The sequence below is a fragment of the Enterobacter cloacae complex sp. SHL022 genome (assembly GCF_049237785.1).
Taxonomy (GTDB): domain Bacteria; phylum Pseudomonadota; class Gammaproteobacteria; order Enterobacterales; family Enterobacteriaceae; genus Enterobacter; species Enterobacter hormaechei_C.
Genome location: NZ_JBMKJH010000001.1, coordinates 269,091 through 289,269, shown reverse-complemented (window position 1 = coordinate 289,269; position 20,179 = coordinate 269,091). Strand labels below are relative to the sequence as shown.

The 20,179-nt window shown below is 54.2% G+C and carries 16 protein-coding genes; 12 read left to right on the top strand and 4 right to left on the bottom strand.

Features of this window, described 5'->3' with window-relative positions; genetic code table 11:
• Window positions 1-8: 8 nt before the first annotated feature.
• Window positions 9-1,019: a Holliday junction branch migration DNA helicase RuvB gene (gene ruvB, locus ACOTZD_RS01390; protein WP_003859753.1), complete on the top strand. Its 1,011-nt coding sequence runs from the start codon at window positions 9-11 to the stop codon at window positions 1,017-1,019.
• Between the two features lie 52 nt (window positions 1,020-1,071).
• On the opposite strand, the gene znuB is transcribed toward ruvB, so the two are convergent.
• Window positions 1,072-1,857, bottom strand: coding sequence for a zinc ABC transporter permease subunit ZnuB (gene znuB / locus ACOTZD_RS01385; protein WP_003859755.1), 786 nt, complete (start codon window positions 1,855-1,857; stop codon window positions 1,072-1,074).
• Entirely contained in the window at window positions 1,854-2,609 is a 756-nt protein-coding gene (gene znuC, locus ACOTZD_RS01380; RefSeq protein ID WP_003859757.1) for a zinc ABC transporter ATP-binding protein ZnuC, read from the bottom strand. Before znuC ends, znuB begins: the two co-directional genes overlap by 4 nt.
• A gap of 77 nt (window positions 2,610-2,686) precedes the next feature.
• Here znuC and znuA point away from each other — a divergent pair, with 77 nt between their 5' ends.
• The 3 genes from znuA to lpxM all read left to right on the top strand — a co-directional run bounded on the left by znuA (window position 2,687) and on the right by lpxM (window position 6,055).
• Window positions 2,687-3,631: a zinc ABC transporter substrate-binding protein ZnuA gene (znuA, locus tag ACOTZD_RS01375; RefSeq protein ID WP_160858327.1), complete on the top strand. Its 945-nt coding sequence runs from the start codon at window positions 2,687-2,689 to the stop codon at window positions 3,629-3,631.
• A gap of 15 nt (window positions 3,632-3,646) precedes the next feature.
• A complete protein-coding gene (gene mepM / locus ACOTZD_RS01370) occupies window positions 3,647-4,966 on the top strand; it encodes a murein DD-endopeptidase MepM (protein ID WP_003859762.1) in 1,320 nt (439 codons plus the stop codon).
• A 117-nt stretch (window positions 4,967-5,083) separates the two neighbouring features.
• On the top strand, window positions 5,084-6,055 hold the full coding sequence (lpxM, locus tag ACOTZD_RS01365) for a lauroyl-Kdo(2)-lipid IV(A) myristoyltransferase (RefSeq protein ID WP_022651444.1): 972 nt from the start codon (window positions 5,084-5,086) through the stop codon (window positions 6,053-6,055).
• Window positions 6,056-6,097: 42 nt separating this feature from the next.
• Here lpxM and pyk read toward each other — a convergent pair whose 3' ends face one another.
• Window positions 6,098-7,540 (bottom strand): pyruvate kinase, encoded by a 1,443-nt coding sequence (pyk, locus tag ACOTZD_RS01360; RefSeq protein WP_003859767.1) that lies wholly within the window; start codon window positions 7,538-7,540, stop codon window positions 6,098-6,100.
• A gap of 114 nt (window positions 7,541-7,654) precedes the next feature.
• The gene (locus ACOTZD_RS01355; RefSeq protein ID WP_003859769.1) at window positions 7,655-8,524 is read right to left on the bottom strand and encodes a MurR/RpiR family transcriptional regulator; all 870 of its coding nucleotides are present in this window, start codon (window positions 8,522-8,524) and stop codon (window positions 7,655-7,657) included.
• A gap of 356 nt (window positions 8,525-8,880) precedes the next feature.
• On the opposite strand from ACOTZD_RS01355, the gene zwf reads away from it, so the two are divergent.
• The 8 genes from zwf (at window position 8,881) to ACOTZD_RS01315 (ending at window position 20,179) form a co-directional block, all read left to right on the top strand.
• Entirely contained in the window at window positions 8,881-10,356 is a 1,476-nt protein-coding gene (gene zwf / locus ACOTZD_RS01350) for a glucose-6-phosphate dehydrogenase (RefSeq protein ID WP_174401965.1), read from the top strand.
• Window positions 10,357-10,589: 233 nt separating this feature from the next.
• Window positions 10,590-12,401, top strand: a complete 1,812-nt coding sequence (edd, locus tag ACOTZD_RS01345; protein WP_015570284.1) for a phosphogluconate dehydratase — start codon at window positions 10,590-10,592, stop codon at window positions 12,399-12,401.
• 39 nt (window positions 12,402-12,440) lie between these two features.
• On the top strand, window positions 12,441-13,082 hold the full coding sequence (gene kdgA, locus ACOTZD_RS01340; RefSeq protein WP_003859774.1) for a bifunctional 4-hydroxy-2-oxoglutarate aldolase/2-dehydro-3-deoxy-phosphogluconate aldolase: 642 nt from the start codon (window positions 12,441-12,443) through the stop codon (window positions 13,080-13,082).
• A 333-nt stretch (window positions 13,083-13,415) separates the two neighbouring features.
• On the top strand, window positions 13,416-15,929 hold the full coding sequence (locus tag ACOTZD_RS01335) for a DUF2345 domain-containing protein (protein ID WP_048240583.1): 2,514 nt from the start codon (window positions 13,416-13,418) through the stop codon (window positions 15,927-15,929).
• Window positions 15,926-18,040, top strand: coding sequence for a T6SS effector phospholipase Tle3 domain-containing protein (locus ACOTZD_RS01330; protein WP_174401964.1), 2,115 nt, complete (start codon window positions 15,926-15,928; stop codon window positions 18,038-18,040). The genes ACOTZD_RS01335 and ACOTZD_RS01330 overlap by 4 nt, the downstream gene beginning before the upstream one ends.
• Window positions 18,041-18,049: 9 nt before the next feature.
• Window positions 18,050-18,757: a T6SS immunity protein Tli3 family protein gene (locus tag ACOTZD_RS01325; RefSeq protein WP_045329866.1), complete on the top strand. Its 708-nt coding sequence runs from the start codon at window positions 18,050-18,052 to the stop codon at window positions 18,755-18,757.
• Window positions 18,758-18,760: 3 nt separating this feature from the next.
• Entirely contained in the window at window positions 18,761-19,468 is a 708-nt protein-coding gene (locus ACOTZD_RS01320) for a T6SS immunity protein Tli3 family protein (protein ID WP_048208506.1), read from the top strand.
• 3 nt (window positions 19,469-19,471) lie between these two features.
• The gene (locus ACOTZD_RS01315) at window positions 19,472-20,179 is read left to right on the top strand and encodes a T6SS immunity protein Tli3 family protein (protein ID WP_047653736.1); all 708 of its coding nucleotides are present in this window, start codon (window positions 19,472-19,474) and stop codon (window positions 20,177-20,179) included.

The following is a 20,179-nucleotide window of genomic DNA, read 5'->3' as shown; positions in this document are numbered from 1 at the left end:
GGTAAAGGATGATTGAAGCAGACCGCCTGGTATCGGCAGGCACCATTCAGCCAGATGACGTGGTGGATCGCGCGATCCGTCCCAAACTGCTGGATGAGTATATCGGCCAGCCGCAGGTTCGTTCTCAGATGGAGATTTTCATCCAGGCGGCAAAGCTGCGCGGCGATGCGCTCGATCACCTGCTGATTTTTGGTCCGCCGGGGTTAGGTAAAACCACCCTGGCGAATATCGTCGCCAACGAAATGGGCGTTAACCTGCGTACCACTTCCGGCCCGGTACTGGAGAAAGCAGGGGACCTGGCGGCGATGCTGACCAACCTCGAACCGCATGACGTGCTGTTTATCGACGAGATCCATCGCCTGTCGCCGGTGGTGGAGGAAGTGCTCTATCCGGCAATGGAGGATTACCAGCTGGATATCATGATCGGTGAAGGTCCGGCCGCGCGCTCGATCAAAATCGATCTGCCACCGTTTACCCTGATTGGCGCCACGACCCGCGCCGGCTCGCTGACCTCTCCACTGCGTGACCGTTTTGGTATCGTGCAGCGTCTGGAGTTTTATCAGGTGCCCGACCTTCAGCATATTGTGGGGCGCAGCGCGCGCTACATGGGGCTGGATATGAGCGAAGAGGGGGCGTTTGAAGTGGCGAAGCGCTCCCGCGGTACGCCGCGTATCGCCAACCGCCTGCTGCGCCGGGTGCGTGACTTTGCCGAGGTGAAGCACGACGGCACTATATCGGCCGAGATCGCAGCCCAGGCGCTGGATATGCTGAACGTCGATGCTGAAGGTTTTGACTATATGGACCGTAAGCTGCTGCTGGCGGTGCTGGATAAGTTCTTTGGCGGGCCAGTAGGGCTGGATAACCTGGCGGCGGCAATTGGCGAAGAGCGTGAGACTATCGAAGATGTGCTGGAGCCGTATCTGATCCAGCAAGGCTTCTTGCAGCGTACCCCGCGCGGTCGTATGGCGACGGTGCGGGCGTGGAATCATTTCGGCATTACGCCGCCCGCGATGCCGTAAGTAGCGATAAATTCTAGCCCCGGTAAGCGAAGCGCCACCGGGGACATGCTGACTACTGCGCGGTCTTTTTCATCATACTGAAAATAAACAACACCGCCGCGCACAATACCACCGACGGCCCCGCTGGCGTGTCATAAAACGCCGAGAAGGTTAACCCGCCCGTCACCGCAATCATTCCGATAATCACCGCGATACCGGCCATTTGCTCCGGCGTACGCGCAAAACGGCGCGCCGTGGCGGCAGGAATTATCAGCAGCGACGTGATGATCAGCGCGCCAACAAATTTCATCGCCACGCCGATGGTTAACGCCGTCACCAGCATCAACAGCAGCTTCACGCGCTGAAGCTTCACGCCATCGACAAAGGCCAGATCCGGACTGACGGTCATCGCCAGTAAACTCCGCCACTGCCACAGCAGGATCCCGAGCACCACCGCCACGCCAATGGCAATGGAAATGAGATCTTCGGGCGTGACGGCCAGCAGATCGCCAAACAGGTAGGCCATCAGGTCTACGCGGATGTTTGACATCAGGCTCACTACCACCAGGCCCAGCGACAGGGCGCTGTGCGCCATAATGCCGAGCAGGGTATCAATTGCCAGGTGAGGGCGTTTTTCCAGCCAGACCAGACCGGCAGCCAGCAGCAGCGTGACGACAATCACCGCATAAAACGGGTTCACGTCCAGTAATAAACCAAACGCGACACCCAGCAATGAAGCATGGGCCAGCGTATCGCCGAAATAGGACATTCTGCGCCAGACGACAAACGAGCCGAGTGGACCCGCGGCGCAGGCAAGCATAATCCCGGCCAGCCAGCCGGGCAGTAACAGTTCAATCATGAGTGTCCATTTCCCCGACGCAGGACAATTCGTCCCTGTAAATCATGGCGGTGATTGTGATTATGGCGATAGATGCCCAGCTGTTCGGCGCCACGATGGCCAAACATGGAGATAAATTCGGGATGCATTGACACCACTTCCGGCGTGCCGGAACAACAAATGTGATGGTTCAGGCACAGTACTTCGTCGGTTTTGGCCATCACCAGATGCAGATCATGGGAGACCATCAGCACCGCGCAGTTAAGCTCCCGACGGAGCTGGTCAATCAGATCGTACAGCGCAACCTGACCGTTGACGTCAACACCCTGCGTCGGCTCGTCCAGGACCAGCAGCTGAGGGCTGCTGAGCAGGGCACGGGCAAGCAATACGCGCTGGGTTTCACCGCCCGACAGCTTTTGCAAGGGCGCCTCAACAAGATGTCCCGCCTGAACGCGTTTCAGCGCCGGGAGGATATCCGCTTTACGCGTACCGGGACGGAGGCGCAGGAAGCGGCTCACCGTCAGGGGCAGGGTGGCATCAAGATGTAATTTTTGCGGCACATAGCCGATACGCAATTTGTCTTCGCGGACGATAACACCTGCGTCAGGGGCTACCAGGCCTAATACGACGCGCACCAGCGTCGATTTGCCTGCACCGTTAGGGCCGAGCAGCGTGAGTATTTTGCCGGGCTTCAGATTCAGCGACACGTCAGAAAGGACGCGGCGCTGGCCGAATGAGACCGAAACATTTTCAAGAGAAACTAAAGTCGTCATGTCAATTTAAGCTTGCAGAAGTCATCGAATGTTATAATATCACATTCCACGCATTCATTACGATGATTAGTCGCATTATGTTACAGAAAAATACGCTTCTTTTCGCAGCTTTATCCGCTGCTCTTTGGGGTACAACAGCACAAGATGTTAACGCCGCCGTTGTCGCTTCGCTTAAACCGCTTGGATTTATCGCCTCTGCCATCGCGGACGGGGTCACTGAGACACAGGTTCTGCTGCCTGACGGGGCTTCCGAGCATGATTATTCTCTGCGTCCATCTGATGTAAAACGCTTACAGAACGCGGACTTAGTCGTCTGGATTGGTCCTGAGATGGAAGCGTTCATGCAGAAGTCAGCCAGACAGCTTCCCGCTGAGAAACAGGTGACGATTGCCGGGCTGTCCGGCGTGAAACCGTTACTCATGAAAGGAGCTGAGGACGAGGGTGATGAGCATGACCACGACCATGCTCATGGTGAAAATGGTGACGACCATCACCATCACGGTGAATACAACATGCATCTCTGGCTCTCCCCAGAGATAGCGCGGCTTACAGCGGTTGCAATCCACGACAAATTAGTGGAACTTATGCCGCAAAGTCGAATCAAACTCGACGCCAACCTGAAGGATTTTGAGGCTCAATTAGCCGCAACCGACAAACAGGTGGGTAACGAGCTCGCACCGCTTAAAGGAAAAGGGTACTTCGTTTTTCATGATGCCTACGGGTATTACGAGAAACATTACGGTCTGACCCCGCTGGGGCATTTTACCGTCAACCCTGAAATTCAGCCTGGTGCGCAGCGTTTACATGAAATCAGAACACAGTTGGTTGAGCAAAAAGCGACATGCGTTTTTGCTGAGCCACAGTTCAGGCCAGCGGTCGTAGAAGCCGTGGCCAGGGGAACATCCGTGCGCATGGGAACCCTTGACCCGCTAGGTACGAACATCCAGTTGAGCAAAGCGAGCTATTCGCAGTTCCTCAGCCAACTGGCGAATCAGTATGCGAGCTGCCTGAAAGGAGATTAACGAGGAAGTGAATACGTGCAACAGATAGCCCGCTCTGTCGCCCTGGCATTTAACAATCTGCCTCGACCCCACCGCGTTATGCTGGGGTCGCTTACAGTTCTCACATTAGCGGTCGCCGTCTGGCGGCCCTATGTTTACCACCCGAGTTCCGCCCCAATCATCAAAACCATCGAACTGGAGAAGAGCGAGATCCGCTCTCTGCTGCCCGAGGCCAGCGAGCCTATCGATCAGGCCGCTCAGGAAGATGAAGCGATTCCCCAGGATGAGCTGGATGACAAGATCCAGAATGAAGCTGGCATTCATGAATATGTTGTATCCACTGGCGATACGCTGAGCAGCGTCCTGAACCAGTACGGTATCGACATGGGCAACATCAGCCAGCTCGCCGCATCCGATAAAGAGCTGCGTAACCTGAAAATTGGTCAGCAACTTTCCTGGACCTTAACGCCCGACGGCGATCTGCAACGTTTGACCTGGGAGATGTCCCGTCGCGAAACCCGCACCTACGATCGCACTGCAAACGGTTTCAAAATGACCAGTGAATTGCAGCAGGGCGACTGGGTTAACAGCGTCATGAAAGGGACCGTCGGCGGCAGCTTTGTTTCCAGCGCACGCGATGCCGGCCTGACCAGCGCTGAAATCAGCTCGGTGATCAAAGCCATGCAGTGGCAGATGGATTTCCGCAAACTGAAAAAAGGCGATCAGTTCTCTGTCCTGATGTCCCGCGAAATGCTGGACGGTAAGCGCGAGCAGAGCCAGCTGGTGGGCGTTCGTCTGCGTTCAGACGGCAAAGACTACTACGCCATTCGCGCGGAAGACGGTAAGTTCTATGACCGCAGCGGTACGGGTCTGGCAAAAGGCTTCCTGCGTTTCCCAACGGCGAAACAGTTCCGCGTCTCCTCCAACTTTAACCCGCGTCGTCTGAACCCGGTAACGGGCCGCGTAGCGCCGCACCGTGGCGTTGACTTCGCTATGCCGCAGGGCACGCCAGTGCTGGCGGTAGGAGATGGTGAAGTGGTCATGGCGAAACGCAGCGGTGCTGCTGGCTATTACGTTGCTATTCGTCACGGTCGTACGTACACCACCCGCTACATGCACCTGCGTAAACTGCTGGTCAAACCGGGCCAGAAGGTGAAACGTGGCGATCGCATCGCGCTGTCCGGTAACACCGGCCGGTCGACGGGGCCGCACCTGCACTATGAAGTGTGGATCAACCAGCAGGCGGTTAACCCGCTGACGGCGAAACTGCCGCGCACCGAAGGGCTGACCGGAAAAGATCGCAAAGATTACCTGGCGCAGGTGAAAGAGGTGATGCCGCAGCTGCGCTTCGACTAAGCTCTCCTGATTTAAAAAGCCGGCGTCAGTATGCGCCGGCTTTTTCTTTTGTGCGCGGGCGGCAGCCTCGCTACACTATCCGCATATATTTTTGCGTCACCAGACCCTGGAACCCGCATGGAAACCAAAAAAAACAATATTGAGTACATTCCTGAGTTTGAAAAATCTTTTCGCCACCCGCGTAACTGGGGCGCCTGGATTGGCGTATACGCGTTTGCTGGCATGGCGTTGCTACCTGCTTCCCTTCGCGATCCGGTGCTCGGTAAAGTGGGGCGCCTGGCAGGGCGCTTGGGTAAAAGCGCGCGCCGACGCGCGCAAATAAACCTGTTGTACTGTTTCCCGGATAAAAGCGACGCCGAACGCGAAGCAATCATTGATGACATGTATACCACTGCGCCGCAGGCGATGGCGATGATGGCGGAACTGGCGCTGAAAGGGCCGGAGAAGATCGTCGAACGCGTTGACTGGAAAGGGCTGGAGATCATCGACGAGATGCGTCGCAATGATGAAAAGGTGATTTTCCTGGTGCCGCACGGCTGGGGGGTCGACATTCCGGCGATGTTAATGGCGTCGCAGGGCCAGAAAATGGCGGCGATGTTCCATAATCAGGGAAACAAAATCTACGATTTCGTCTGGAATACCGTGCGCCGTCGCTTTGGCGGACGCTTGCACGCCAGAAACGATGGCATTAAGCCTTTCATTCAGTCGGTACGTCAGGGTTACTGGGGCTACTATCTGCCCGATCAGGACCATGGTCCTGAGCACAGCGAGTTTGTCGATTTCTTCGCAACCTATAAAGCCACGCTACCAGCGATTGGTCGCCTGATGAAAGTCTGCCGCGCCCGCGTGATCCCACTGTTCCCGGCTTATGACGGTAAAACGCATCGCCTGAGCATTGAGGTACGTCCGCCGATGGACGATCTGCTGACCGCAGACGATCACACCATCGCACGCCGCATGAATGAAGAGGTGGAAGTGCTGGTGGGGCCGCATAAGGAGCAATATACGTGGATCCTGAAGCTGCTCAAAACGCGTAAACCTGGCGAAACAGAGCCGTACAAGCGTAAAGAACTTTTCCCGAAGAAATAGGAAACCTTCACCCCTCTCCCTTAGGGAAGAGGGGTGCGGAGCTTACTCTACGGTCAGTACGCGGGTGGTATTGGTTGAGCCGATGGTGCTCATCACGTCACCCTGCGTCACGATAACGATATCACCGGATACCAGATAACCTTTGTCGCGCAGCAGGTTCACGGCATCGTGCGCGGCGGCCACGCCGTCGTTGGTGCTGTCGAAGTATACTGGCGTCACGCCGCGATACAGCGCCGTCAGGTTCAGCGTACGCTCGTGACGGGACATGGCGAAGATCGGCAGACCGGAGCTGATACGGGACGTCATTAGCGCGGTACGGCCAGATTCGGTCATGGTGATGATCGCCGTGACCCCTTTCAGGTGGTTGGCTGCGTACATCGCGGACATCGCAATCGCTTCTTCCACATTGTCGAACTGGATATCCAGGCGGTGCTTGGAGACGTTAATGCTTGGGATCTTCTCTGCACCCAGGCAGACGCGCGCCATGGCGGCCACGGTTTCCGCCGGATACTGGCCCGCCGCGGTTTCCGCTGACAGCATCACCGCGTCAGTACCATCCAGCACGGCGTTCGCCACGTCCATGACTTCTGCACGGGTCGGCATTGGGTTGGTGATCATGGATTCCATCATCTGGGTGGCGGTGATCACCGCGCGGTTCAGCTGACGCGCGCGACGGATCAGCGCTTTCTGGATACCGACCAGTTCAGGGTCGCCAATTTCCACGCCCAGGTCACCACGGGCAACCATCACCACGTCAGACGCCAGGATCACGTCGTCCATCGCGTCCTGATCGCAGACCGCTTCAGCGCGTTCCACTTTTGCAACGATTTTCGCATCGCAGCCTGCATCGCGCGCCAGGCGGCGAGCATAGTTCAGATCTTCACCGCAGCGCGGGAAGGAGACGGCCAGATAATCCACGCCGATCTGCGCTGCGGTCACGATATCCGCTTTGTCTTTATCGGTCAGCGCTTCGGCAGACAGGCCACCGCCGAGTTTGTTGATGCCTTTGTTGTTGGAGAGCGGGCCGCCGACGGTCACTTCGGTGAACACCTTCATACCCTGAACTTCCAGCACTTTCAGCTGTACGCGTCCGTCGTCCAGCAGCAGGATGTCGCCAGGCACAACGTCAGCAGGCAGACCTTTGTAGTCGATACCCACTTTTTCCTTATCGCCTTCGCCTTTGCTCAGGTTGGCGTCCAGCAGGAATTTATCGCCGATGTTGAGGAAGACTTTGCCTTCTTTAAAGGTCGATACGCGGATTTTTGGACCTTGCAGGTCACCGAGGATAGCAACATGGCGGCCCAGTTTAGCTGCGATTTCACGCACTTTGTCGGCACGTAATTTATGGTCTTCTGGCGTACCGTGAGAGAAGTTCATACGCACCACGTTAGCACCCGCGGCGATAATCTTTTCGAGGTTATTATCGCGGTCGGTGGCCGGGCCTAAGGTGGTGACGATCTTGGTTCTGCGAAGCCTTCTGGACATGTAATACTCCGTTGACTGAAACAACTTTGGTGTTGCGTGAACATAGAATCGGCCTTCATCTATCGCAAGGCAGTAGCGAGGGGACCGAATGCCGTAAATCGTACTTCGTCGTTATTAGGGAACATCGCTCTTTATAAGCAATTCTTTATCAAAACGCGATTCTTTCAGGGCTTCCTTGACCCGCTTCAAGTTATCCCGGAATTTTGCGCCCCGGCGTAAGGTAAAACCGGTCGCCAATACGTCGATGACCGTCAACTGCGCCAGGCGGGAGACCATCGGCATGTACATGTCGGTATCCTCCGGTACGTCCAGGGTAATGGCGAGCGTCGCTTCCCGGGCGAGCGGCGTACCTGCCGTCGTCAGGGCGATGACCATCGCATCGTTGTCACGCGCGAGCTGCGCCAGCTCCACCTGGCTCTTGGTGCGGCCCGTATGAGAGATGAGTACCACGACATCATCTTCGCTACAATTCATACAGCTCATGCGTTGCAGCACAATGTCATCGGAGTAAATCACCGGCACGTTAAAGCGAAAGAACTTATTCATGGCGTCATGCGCCACGGCGGCGGACGAGCCAAGGCCAAAGAAGGCAATCCGTTTGGCCTGCGTGAGAAGATCGACCGCGCGATTTACTGAACTCATGTCCAGAGACTGGCGAACGTGGTCGAGCGTGGCCATTGCCGATTCAAATATTTTTGCGGTGTATGCATCAACGCTGTCGTCTTCATCGACATTGCGATTAACATACGGGGTGCCGTTTGCCAGACTTTGGGCCAGATGCAGTTTAAAATCAGGAAAGCCGCGCGTGTCCAGACTACGACAGAATCGATTGACCGTCGGTTCGCTGACGCCCGATTCCTGTGCCAGAGCGGCGATGCTTGAATGAATCGCCTGAGCGGGCGCGGCGAGAATAACTTCAGCCACTTTGCGCTCGGATTTGCTAAGGTGTTCCAGTTGAAACTGGATTTTTTCCAGCATGTTCATTGTTAACAAGACGCTCATGAGGGCATAAACGATTTCATAAAGAGATGAAACCTTGATTCGATTTAGCCGATATTACCCCCAGGACTCCCGAAAGGGTAATCGTCGACAAGAAATGTTGTTGTTTTTTTTCATTACTTGATCGACGTCGGGTTTTGCTCTGACCCCGTTGCGCAAAGAATCGACGTTTGTTGCGTCATCAGACGGGCGTAATGGCCCAGGCGACGAAAAATCACCGTATCGCACGCGACGTTAAGCGCTAATGGTTTCAGGAAACGCGTAAAAGCAGTACAGTGCATTGTAATAAAATTACAACGATACCTGGCAGAGTACCAGGCGATCTAACTGAGGAGAATGACATGGCGGTAACGCAAACAGCCCAGGCATGTGACCTGGTCATTTTCGGCGCGAAAGGCGATCTTGCACGCCGAAAATTGCTGCCTTCCCTGTATCAGCTCGAAAAAGCGGGCCAGATCCATCCCGACACCCGGATCCTTGGGGTAGGGCGCGCAGACTGGGATAAGGAGGCTTATACCAAAGTCGTGCTTGAGGCGCTCGAAACGTTCATGAAAGAGAAAATCGATGAAAGCCTTTGGGATAAGCTGAGCGGGCGTCTCGATTTCTGCAACCTGGACGTCAACGATGTAGGCGCCTTTACCCGTCTGGGTGAAATGCTTGACCAGGAAAATCGTGTCACTATTAACTATTTCGCCATGCCGCCAAGCACCTTCGGCGCCATCTGCAAAGGTCTGGGCGAGGCGAAGCTGAACGCCAAACCGGCGCGTGTAGTGATGGAGAAACCGCTGGGTACGTCGCTGGCGACCTCGCGTGAAATCAACGACCAGGTAGGCGAGTTCTTTGAGGAGTGTCAGGTTTACCGTATTGACCACTATCTGGGCAAAGAGACGGTACTGAACCTGCTGGCGCTGCGTTTTGCCAACTCCCTGTTTGTGAACAACTGGGACAACCGCACTATCGACCACGTGGAAATTACCGTGGCGGAAGAGGTGGGCATCGAAGGCCGTTGGGGCTACTTCGACCAGGCCGGCCAGATGCGTGACATGATCCAGAACCACCTGCTGCAAATTCTGTGCATGATTGCCATGTCTCCACCGTCAGATCTGACGGCCGACAGCATTCGTGACGCCAAAGTGAAAGTGCTGAAATCACTGCGCCGTATTGACCGCTCCAACGTGCGTGAGAAAACCGTGCGCGGCCAGTACACCGCAGGTTTTGCCCAGGGGAAAAAAGTTCCTGGCTATCTGGAAGAAGAGGGCGCGAACAAGTCCAGCAACACCGAGACGTTTGTGGCGATCCGCGTGGATATCGACGACTGGCGCTGGGCCGGTGTGCCGTTCTACCTGCGTACCGGGAAACGTCTGCCAGCAAAATGCTCCGAAGTGGTGGTCTACTTCAAAAATCCGGAACTGAACCTGTTCAAAGAATCCTGGCAGGAACTGCCGCAGAACAAACTGACCATCCGTCTGCAACCGGACGAGGGTGTGGATATTCAGATCCTGAACAAAGTGCCGGGTCTTGATCACAAACACAACCTGCAAACCACCAAGCTCGACCTGAGCTACTCTGAAACCTTCAACCAGACGCATCTGGCCGATGCTTACGAGCGTCTGCTGCTGGAAACCATGCGTGGTATCCAGGCGCTGTTCGTCCGCCGCGATGAAGTGGAAGAGGCGTGGAAGTGGGTCGACTCCATCACCGAAGCGTGGGCAGCCGACCAGGACGCGCCAAAACCGTATCAGGCGGGAACATGGGGACCTGTCGCCTCCGTTGCGATGATCACCCGTGATGGCCGCTCCTGGAACGAGTTTGAATAACCACCTTCTCTAGCCCAAAGGTGTTATTTTACCGGTAACATGATCTAACACAGCAAGTGGCATAATTTTTATCTTTTAAGCTCCGCGTGGATTCACCCGCGGAGCTTTTTTTATTACACTCCCTTCAGATATTTTGCCCCTGTGCTCCGGATATCAGGCGTTTCAGCGTTGTTAACAACCGTCAGAAACTGTGTAAACTCCCGAGCCTGGACAGATAAATTAGAGGAGCTTTTATGAATCCGACATTGTTACGCGTAACACAACGCATTGTTGAACGCTCGAAAGAGACCCGTGCTGCCTACCTTGCCCGCATCGAACAGGCGAAGAGTGAAACGGTCCATCGCTCACAGCTGGCCTGCGGGAATCTGGCCCACGGCTTTGCGGCCTGCCAGCCTGGTGATAAAGACGCGCTGAAAAGCATGTTGCGTAACAATATCGCCATCATTACCTCCTATAACGACATGCTTTCAGCCCACCAGCCGTATGAGGTCTACCCGTCTATCATCCGCAATGCGCTGCACAGCGTGAACGCGGTGGGCCAGGTTGCAGGCGGCGTGCCGGCCATGTGTGATGGCGTAACCCAGGGCCAGGACGGTATGGAGCTGTCCCTGCTGAGCCGCGAAGTGATCGCCATGTCAGCGGCAGTGGGCCTGTCTCACAATATGTTTGATGGCGCGCTTTATCTGGGCGTGTGCGACAAAATCGTCCCGGGGCTGGTGATGGCCGCGCTGTCGTTTGGCCACCTGCCAGCGATTTTTGTGCCGTCAGGCCCGATGGCAAGCGGTCTGCCAAACAAGGAAAAAGTCCGTATCCGTCAGCTGTATGCCGAAGGAAAAGCGGACCGTCAGGCACTGCTGGAAGCGGAAGCCGCGTCTTATCACGCGCCGGGCACCTGTACGTTCTACGGTACGGCCAACACCAACCAGATGGTGGTGGAGTTTATGGGGATGCAGCTACCGGGCTCGTCGTTCATCCAGCCGGATGCGCCACTGCGTAAAGCGCTGACCGAAGCCGCAGCCCGTCAGGTGACGCGCCTGACCGGTAACGGCAACGAGTGGATGCCAATGGGCAAAATGGTGGATGAAAAAGTTATCGTAAACGGGATTGTCGCCCTGCTGGCGACCGGCGGTTCAACCAACCATACCATGCACCTTGTCGCGATGGCGCGCGCGGCGGGCATTCTGATTAACTGGGATGACTTCTCCGATATCTCCTCCGTGGTACCGCTGATGGCGCGTCTGTACCCGAACGGTCCGGCGGACATCAACCACTTCCAGGCCGCGGGCGGCGTGCCGGTGCTGATGCGCGAGCTGCTGAAAGGCGGCCTGCTGCATGAGGATGTCAACACGGTGGCGGGCTTTGGCCTGCATCGCTATACCCTTGAACCCTGGCTGAACAACGGTGAGCTGGACTGGCGCGAAGGGGCGAGCGACTCGCTCGATCCTCAGGTTATCGCAACCTTCGAACAGCCATTCTCTCCTCACGGCGGCACCAAAGTGCTGAGCGGTAACCTTGGACGTGCCGTGATGAAAACCTCTGCCGTGCCGGAAGAGAATCAGGTGATTGAAGCCCCGGCGGTGGTGTTTGAAAGCCAGCACGACGTTTTACCTGCTTTTGACGCGGGTCTGCTTGATAAAGACTGTGTGGTCGTGGTGCGTCATCAGGGACCAAAAGCGAACGGGATGCCAGAATTACATAAACTTATGCCGCCGCTTGGTGTATTATTGGACCGCCGTTTCAAAATTGCACTGGTGACCGATGGACGCCTCTCGGGGGCATCCGGTAAAGTGCCTTCAGCGATTCATGTCACCCCGGAAGCCTACGACGGCGGCCTGCTGGCGAAAGTGCGTGATGGTGACATGATCCGCGTTAACGGTCAGACAGGCGAGTTAACCCTGCTGGTGGACGAAGCAGAGCTGGCGGCGCGTCAGCCACATATTCCTGACCTGAGCGCATCCCGCGTGGGTACCGGACGCGAAATGTTTGGTGCGTTGCGTGAGAAACTCTCCGGTGCGGAGCAGGGCGCAACCTGTATTACGTTTTAAGACGACTTGATTTTAACGATCTGGCGAGAGAAAACTCTGATGAAAAACTGGAAAACAAGTGCAGAAGCAATCCTGACTACTGGCCCTGTCGTGCCGGTTATTGTGGTAAACAAACTGGAGCACGCTGTCCCAATGGCGAAGGCGCTGGTTGCGGGTGGCGTTCGTGTTCTGGAAGTGACCCTGCGTACGGCCTGTGCGATGGATGCGATTCGCGCTATCGCCAAAGAAGTGCCGGAAGCGATCATCGGTGCAGGTACGGTTCTGAATGCGCAGCAGCTGGCGGAAGTGACCGAAGCGGGCGCACAGTTTGCCATCAGCCCGGGGCTGACCGAGCCCCTGCTGAAAGCCGCAACCGAAGGTTCTATTCCGCTGATCCCGGGTATCAGCACCGTTTCTGAACTGATGCTGGGCATGGACTACGGCCTGAAAGAGTTCAAATTCTTCCCGGCTGAAGCGAACGGCGGCACCAAAGCGTTGCAGGCGATTGCGGGCCCATTCTCCCAGGTGCGTTTCTGCCCAACGGGCGGCATCTCTCCGGCCAACTACCGTGACTACCTGGCGCTGAAAAGCGTGCTGTGCATCGGTGGCTCCTGGCTGGTTCCGGCGGATGCGCTGGAAGCAGGCGACTGGGATCGCATCACTAAACTGGCTCGCGAAGCGGTAGAAGGCGCGAAACAGTAACAAATGCCCAATGCATAAAGCAGGCCCTCTGGCCTGATGCTGGTCACTTTATGTGACCAGCATGTATAAGTTCTTCTTCTCTACACAACATTTCTAATATCCCTAACCCCAGGCGTATTATTTTTCATTATTAAATAATCCTTCACTTATATATTTGATGAATAAATCATTCTGAATTTATGTGTGATAAAATTGTCTGGTCCTTTTTTATTTATTCTGTGAATAGATTCACTTCCCGTGAATTAATTCAACCTGAAGTTGGGTATTTTAATGGGGGAGCGATGGGTGTATTGTTTTTAATGAACGGAATGTTTGTTAAAAGGATAGCTAATAATGTCAGGGGAATCTGAGGTAGCTCAAAGGCAGGACACGTTAAACAGATATTTATTGTATTTCCCGCGTAGCAAAAATGTTATTTCAGATGTTCATTCTTTTACAGGAAAAGAGATATTAAGCGAGCCTTATCGCTATACCATTCGCTTTACCAGTCCGGATCTAAACATTGCCATTAATGCTGTTCTTAATCAAAGGGCTGAGTTTATTCTGCGTGCACCCAATCTGGAAGCCTCATGGCATGGGCAAACCTCCTGGCTGCCGGTTCGCCAGATTAATGGCACGATCACCCAATTTTCGCGGCTGATGTCTTCAGGTGACGAAGCACTGTATGAATGCGTGCTGGAGCATGAGCTGGCGCTGCTGGATCAAAATTACCGTTCTGCGGTTTACATGAACATGACAGTCCCGGAGCTCGTTACAAAGCTGATGAAGGACAGTGGTCACTTTGACGGCTACAACATTGATTTTGACCAACTGAGCCACAGTTATCCACGACGGGAAATGATCGTTCAGTGGAAAGAAACCGATTTGCGGTTCATCCGTCGGCTGCTGGCAGAGATAGGGATCTGGTTCCGATTTGAGAATCACAACAAAGTGAAAACGGAAACCGTCGTTATTTTTGGGGATTCTGCGCGTCGTTACAACTTCAGCGACAAACAGATGCCTTATGTCCGACATTCAGGCATGACCAGTTATAGCGAATACATTACCGATCTGGAGGAGCAGCACGGCCTGATCCCCAAAAATGTGTTGGTTCGCACCTATAACTACCGTGACCCGCAATCGCCGCAGACGGATAAGACCGTTAAAACGAGCGATATTCCCGAAGGTGTAACGACAGGCCAACACTATCACTATGCCGATCACTATCTGACTGCGGGGGATTTTCACGGTGAAGAGGCGGAAACCGCCGCATTTTACGCTCGTCTGCGTTATGAACGCCTGTTGAACGGACAGAGTCTTCTGGGGGCGACAACCAGCGATCCCGAGCTTCAGCCAGGCATTATGTTTTATCCCTCAGGGCCTGTACCTGACGGGTTTAAGTCCGGGTTTGTGATAACTGCGATGACTATCCGCGGCAGCCGTGCTGAACACTATCGCGCCGTACTTTCTGGGATCCCCTATATCCAGGGCTATAGCTTCCGTCCTGAATACTTATCCCGGCCGGTGATAGCCGGAACGGTGCCCGCCAGAGTGAAGGCTATCGGGGGAGATAAAACCTATGCCGGACTTGATGCGGTTGGGCGCTACAGGGTTAAGTTCGATTTTGACCTTGATGAAAAACGGGTCGGATTCGAAAGCGCCCTGGTACGCCTCGGCAGGCCGTACGCCGGTGACACCTTTGGTATTCACTTTCCGCTACTGGAGGGGACTGAAGTTGCCGTTGGTTTCGAAGGCGGCGATCCGGACAGACCTTTTATCGCGCATGTCATGCACGACGGCAGCCACCCGGATTTAGTCACAAACCGTAACGATACCCGAAACGTGATCCGCACGGCCGCGTTGAACAAGATCCGTCTTGAAGATCGTCGCGGGCAGGAGCACATCAAAATCGCTACGGAGTACGGCAAAGGGCAAGTGAGTGTGGGTCACCTGGTTGATGCTGAAGGCAAAAAGCGCGGGGAAGGTGTGGAGGCTCGCACCGACGACTGGATGGCGCTGCGTGCTGCGAAAGGCGTGATGATCACCACGGAAGCCCAGCCCCGCGCGGGGGGTAAGCAACTGGATATGACAGCGGCTATTACACAACTTGAAAAGGCGTTATCGCTGGCGATGACCCTACAACAAAGTGCGCTTACGGCAGGTGCGAGTAATGTGGAAACCGATCGGCAAAATGCGCTCAGCCAGACGCTGAGTCATCTCGCGGAGCCCGGTATTTTGGCATATGGAAAAAGTGGAATTGCGCTGGTTACGCCGGACAGCCTGCAACTTTCCGCCGGGAAAGACCTGATTGCCACAGCGGGCGGGAATGCCAGCGTGAATGTGGTGAAAAAATTCTCGCTGGCCGTAGGGGAAAAACTGTCGCTGTTTGCCCGCAAACTCGGCATCCAGATGATTGCCGGTGCGGGGGATATTACGACGCAGGCGCAGCGGGGCGAAATGCACATGCTGTCGCAGCAGGATTTCACGCTGACGAGCACCGCCGGGAAAATGAACGGCAGTGCCAGAAAGGGAATGCAGTTTGTCTGCGGGGGCGGCGGGATCCGTATCAGCCCGACCGGACTGGTCACCATTTTCTCGCCGACGGGCATTGAGCTCAAAGCGCCGAGCCTGAAATACGACGGTCCGGAAAGTGTGTCGGTACCGACGCCATCCTTTGAGAAAGGCGCCTTTAAACTTCGCTACAAACTGCACGCCGGCGATGATCCGGAGCAAATTCTGGCAAACAAAAAATTCAGGCTGACCAGTGCATCCGGACAGGTGGTGGAAGGCGTGACGGACAGCTGCGGTCGTTCACCCCTGCTCGATGCTGACGACCTCGACAGCTATAAAATGGAGATAATGGAATGACGGAGGCGAAGACAAAACCCTACGCTCCACGGGTGGTATCAGAAGGCGATATTCCGGTACACAAAACCCTGGGCGAAGTCGCCCAGACGCGCAACGTCGGGATACCGCGTCCGATGCCCGGCATTGTGATCCTCGTCCATGGCGTGAACGACGTGGGTGAAGCCTACCAGAACCAGGAGAAAGGTATACTTGCCGGGCTGGGTAAGCGACTTAACCGGCAGGATTTTTACGCCCACGAATGGAAAGACTACAGAATTATCACTCCAGGGCGTTCCCCCATCATCCCGTTTTACTGGGGATATAAACCGGTTACGCATGCTGATTACCGGGCGGACCAGAAGCGCTACCGGGAGGAGGTCGGGAAGCTGAGTGACAAAGCGCATCTTCCCTATGATGCGTACCAGGAAGATAACGAGACGAATAAAAAGTCGCTGGGTAATGACGGAAAAGGGCCGTTTCAGTACCAGAACGATAACTTTAAGAACGCACTTGATAAGAGTTTTGCCAAGGGGGGCGGGACCTTTGCCAACGCGACGACGACGATCCCGGATATGCTGGGGCCCGGCGCCGGTGGCTTCGGCGTTGCCGCTGCGGGATTTGCCTCGCTGCACTTCAATGATGGCGATTTTACCCATCCCATTTATGAAAACCCGCACCGCATTTACCAGTTTTTTGCCGCTCAACGGCTGGCGGATTTGATTATTCAGATTCGTCAGCCGTTAGTAACTCAAAACGATGTTATCAATATCGTCGCTCACAGTCAGGGCACGATTATTACTATGCTGGCAAATATGCTGGTGAAACAGGCCGGATACGATCCGGTAAATTGTGTGACTCTTAATCACTCACCATATTCTCTTGAGTCGCGCGTGGCTGAAAATATTCAGCCGGGTTATCAACAGACCGACGACGCCAGACAGCAGACATTTAAAAATTTCTGTCGCCTGATGCATACGCAATGGAAAGGTGGCGGGAAAATGGCCGAGAGCGAATTACTTGCTCTGGAGGCCTCCTGTACCCTGCGTAAACCTTCCGATAATCCGCTGCGAACGGATGGCAGATATTGCCGAAGCAACGACGGTAAAGTGTATAACTACTTTTGCCCGAACGATGGCGTCGTGTCGCTGGAGAATGTGCAGGGGTTTGGCTGGCGAGGCATTCCTCAGAATATTGCCAGTGATATACCTAATCTGTTTCAGCGCGTGTTTTACCAGCATGGTGAAGTAGGAAACATCCCTGACGCTAACCCCTTTGAGCTACCACCGCGAAATGAGGGGGATGCAAAATATGCCTTTCTCACGAACGCCAGTTACAGCGCTCGCGATGTGGTGATAAACGGTGAGGAGTTACCGGAACCTTTTATTTTCAAACTTCAGGGGGAGGATAATCACCCGGATAACGATCCTAAAACCAGTGATAAACCGTATACCTATTATGTCGATCCGGACAGCCCGGACGCCTACATTTCCTATTCCGCCAAAGCCAGCGCCATTAAGCGCACGGTAACGACAACCTTTGCAGTGAACCGCTATCAAAATATTGGCTGGCAGCCGGGTCACGTTTTATCTGCTTCAGAGCTTAAAGAAGAGAGTTTTGAACGCAAGCATGAGGTTATTTATGGTGAGGTGTCAGGTTCGCGTGATTTTCAGTTAGTTACCCTTACCTGGAAGAAAACACCGGAAGAACTGCAAGCGGAATGGCAGAAAATCGACCCGGTGGGCTACAGCCAGCACTCCTCTATTGTGATGAGCGAATTTGCGCCATCGCACGCTATGGCGTTTGATTTGGCTATTGGGCAGTGCAAATCATTCGATTATCAGGCGGGGAAATTTTGGGAAGGGTTGTTACATCGTGCAGACTGGCGCGATCCTCAGAATGAAAATCCCTATGCAAGGGCATATTACCGGACGGGTAAGCTAGATGAACCTACAACCAAATTTTTCATGAATAAGCCATATGACGTGCTGCCGAAAGGTGAGTATGGGGTGGTAAATAAGTTCAATAATGCAACGACTGTCAAGCCGTCCAGTGATCTTGTCGCAGGGAATCAGGACGTCGCAAATCTGCAATGGGACATGCCAAAGCCCATAAGTGACAGTCAACTGGCTTAAGGATAGAGCATGAAAATATCATTTATGGGTCTGATGGCCACTGCTGTTTTACTGGCGATCGGATGCCAGGCGAAAGAACCGCCAACGCAGGTGGTGTACCGGTTCGATGATCATCGTTATCTCGAACTGAAAGGCTGGGGCTGCGAAGGCGAACTCTGGTACACGGATACTGAGCTGGGTATACATACCCAACCTGTTAGCCAATTTTACAAGATCTTCACCAAAAAATTCATACATCCATCGGAGCGTTATATAGCTATCCCTACCTGGGGCTCTCCAGGAACAATAATTTCAAAAGATTATGGTAAAACCTGGTCCCCTCAGTTTTATTCAGCGGGTTCTAACGAACCAAATGGAGATTCTTCACCGCCCTACGATGACATTATTTCCTTTACTGTTGTTAAGGACCAGGGATTTATGCTGACCAAACACCGGCTGTATATGTCGTCAAAACCGTTTGAAGACCCGCGCATTCTGCCCGGCGGGCCGGGGATTGCCTATACCGTGGATGACGGAATGGGAAATAAAGTAAGCGGGAAGCTGGACCCCCGTTCCCCTGGCTGGGCGTGGGGAATGGTCTACATGACTAAGCAGGGACTCGAGGGCAGCACGCAGCAACTTAAGGCTAACTGGCAAGATTTACCCGACAGCGTACCCGAGGTGAAGGGCTATACCGGCTGGGATCATATGCGCTGTGATATGGATGCGGGGCGATAACTGATGAAAGGATTATGTACCGTTCTCGCAGCTACGTCCGTTGTGCTGGCGACCGGATGCCAGGCGAAAGAACCACCAACGCAGGTGGTGTACCGATTTGATGATCATCGTTATCTCGAACTGAAAGGCTGGGATTGTGAAGGCGAACTCTGGTACACGGATACTAAGCGAGGCATTCACACCGAACCCGTAAGTCAGTTTTATCGACTCTTTACCCGTAAATTTATTCATCCATCAGAGCGATATATTGCACTGACGGGATGGGGCGCGAGTGGATTCATAGTATCTAAGGACTATGGGAAAACGTGGCACTCCGTAGCGTTTTCACCAAATCATAATGAACCCAATGGCGATGACTACGCGCCTTATGAGGATATTCTTTCTTTCACCGTCGTCAACGATCAGGGTTTTTTACTGACCAAACATCGGCTGTATATGTCGTCGAACCCATTTGAAGACCCGCGCATTCTGCCCGGTGGGCCGGGGATTGCCTATACCGTGGATGACGGAATGGGAAATAAAGTCAGCGGGAAGCTGGAACCCCGTTCCCCTGGCTGGGCGTGGGGAATGGTCTACATGACTAAGCAGGGGCTCGAGGGCAGCACGCAGCAACTTAAGGCAAACTGGCAGGATTTACCCGACAGCGTACCCGACGTGAAAGGCTACACCGGCTGGGATCATATGCGCTGTGATATGGATGCGGGGCGATAACTGATGAAAGGATTATGTACCGTTCTCGCAGCTACGTCCGTTGTGCTGGCAACCGGGTGCCAGGCGAAAGAACCACCGACACAGGTTGTTTACCGGTTCGATGATCATCGTTATCTCGAACTGAAAGGGTGGGATTGCGAAGGTGAACTCTGGTATACGGATACTCGGCGGGGTATTCATACCCAACCTGTTAGCCAATTTTACAGGATCTTCACCAAAAAATTTGTTCATCCTTCTGAACGATATATTGCTATACCCACCTGGGATGACCCAGGAACAATAATTTCAAAAGATTATGGTAAAACATGGTCTCCCCAGTTTTTTTCGGTAGGGCCTAACGAGCCCGATGGTACTAACCAACCATCCTATGAGGATATTATTTCTTTCACCGTCGTCAACGATCAGGGTTTTTTACAGACCAAACACCGGCTGTATATGTCGTCAAAACCGTTTGAAGACCCGCGCATTCTGCCCGGCGGGCCGGGGATTGCCTATACCGTGGATGACGGAATGGGAAATAAAGTAAGCGATACGCTGGACCCCCGTTTCCCTGGCTGGGCCTGGGGAATGGTCTATATGACTAAGCAGGGGCTTAAGCACAGCACGCAGCAATTTAAAGCTAACTGGCAAGATTTACCCGACAGCGTACCCGAAGTGAAGGGGTACACCGGCTGGGATCATATGCGCTGTGATATGGATGCGGGGCGATAA